Source organism: Rhodococcus chondri, assembly GCF_036327435.1.
GTDB classification, from domain to species: Bacteria; Actinomycetota; Actinomycetes; order Mycobacteriales; family Mycobacteriaceae; genus Rhodococcus; species Rhodococcus chondri.
In genome coordinates this window covers 1-1,374 of the sequence record NZ_JAUZMZ010000363.1, presented here as the reverse complement: position 1 = coordinate 1,374, position 1,374 = coordinate 1, and the positions used below count along the sequence as shown (strand labels likewise).

Below are 1,374 nucleotides of genomic sequence, written 5' to 3'. Positions count from 1 at the left end.
TCGGCGGCGCAGCGCTCGACCTGGCGCAACTCGACCGCTGGTACCGCCGCCACGACGACACCGCCCCGACCCTGGTGAACATGTACGGCATCACCGAAACCACCGTGCACGTCACCGCCCTGACCCTGAACCGGGAGCTGGCCTCGACGGCCGCGGCCAGCCTGATCGGTGAGCCGCTGCCCGCCCTGGACCTGCACATCCTCGACTCCCGGCTGCACCCCGTGCCGCCCGGCGTCACCGGCGAGCTGTACGTCTCCGGGGCGCAACTGTCCCGCGGCTACCTGCACCGCCCCGCCCTGACCGCCACCCGCTTCGTCGCCGACCCGCACGGCCGGCCCGGGGCGCGGCTGTACCGCACCGGCGACCTCGCCCGCCGCACCCGCCGCGGCGACGTCGAATACCTCGGGCGCAGCGACTTCCAGGTCCAGCTGCGCGGGTTCCGGGTCGAACTCGGCGAGATCGAAGCGGTGTTGCTGCGCAGCCCCGGCGTGGCCCGCGCCGTGGTGCTCGTGCACCACGACGACCGGACCGGCGCCGAACGCCTCGTCGGCTACGTGGTGCCCGAAACCGGCGCCGTCCTCGACGGGCCGGCCATCCTCGCGCGTGCCGCCGGCGACCTCGCCGCGTACATGGTGCCCGCGACGCTGATGGTGCTCGACGAGCTGCCGATCACCGCCACCGGCAAATTCGACCGGCGGGCGCTGCCCGCACCCGACTTCGCGGCCCGCACCCAACCGGCCCGGGCACCGGCCGACCCCCGCGAAACCCGGCTGGTCGAGCTGTTCGGCGACGTCCTGGGCCTGGACACGGTCGGCGTCGACGACTCGTTCTTCGCGCTCGGCGGCGACTCGATCATGTCCATCCAGCTGGTCTCGCGCGCCAAGGCCCTCGGCCTCGAGCTCACCCCCCGCCAGGTGTTCGAACACAAGACCGCGGCCGCGCTCGCCGCGGTCGCCGGCACCGCCGCCACCCCGGTCGTGCTCGACGAACTGCCCGGCGGCGCCGTCGGCGCGATGCCCCTGCCCCCGATCGTGCACTGGGCGCTGGCCCGCGGCGGCCGGCTCGACCGCTACTCGCAGGCGGTGCTGCTGCGCCTGCCCACCGACCTCGACCACGCCACCGTCACCGCGCTGCTGCAGGCGCTGCTCGACCGGCACGACATGCTGCGCGCCCGCCTCGTCCCCGACCCGACCGGCCCGGCCGGGTACCGGCTGCACACCGACCCGCCCGGCGCCGTCGACGCCGCCACCGTCATCCACCGGGTACCGGTGACCAGCGCCGCCGACACCGACGACTTCTTCGCGCTCGCCGACACCGAACGCGACGCGGCCGCCGACCGACTCGAGCCCACCGCCGGGCGGGTCGGTGTGCAGC

Annotated in this window: 1 protein-coding gene; it reads left to right on the top strand. The window is 75.3% G+C overall.

Annotation, left to right across the window (positions count from 1 at the left end; all coding sequences use genetic code 11):
• A partial coding sequence (locus tag Q8814_RS26130) for an AMP-binding protein (protein ID WP_330154828.1) occupies nt 1–1,374 on the top strand: 1,374 nt, incomplete at both ends.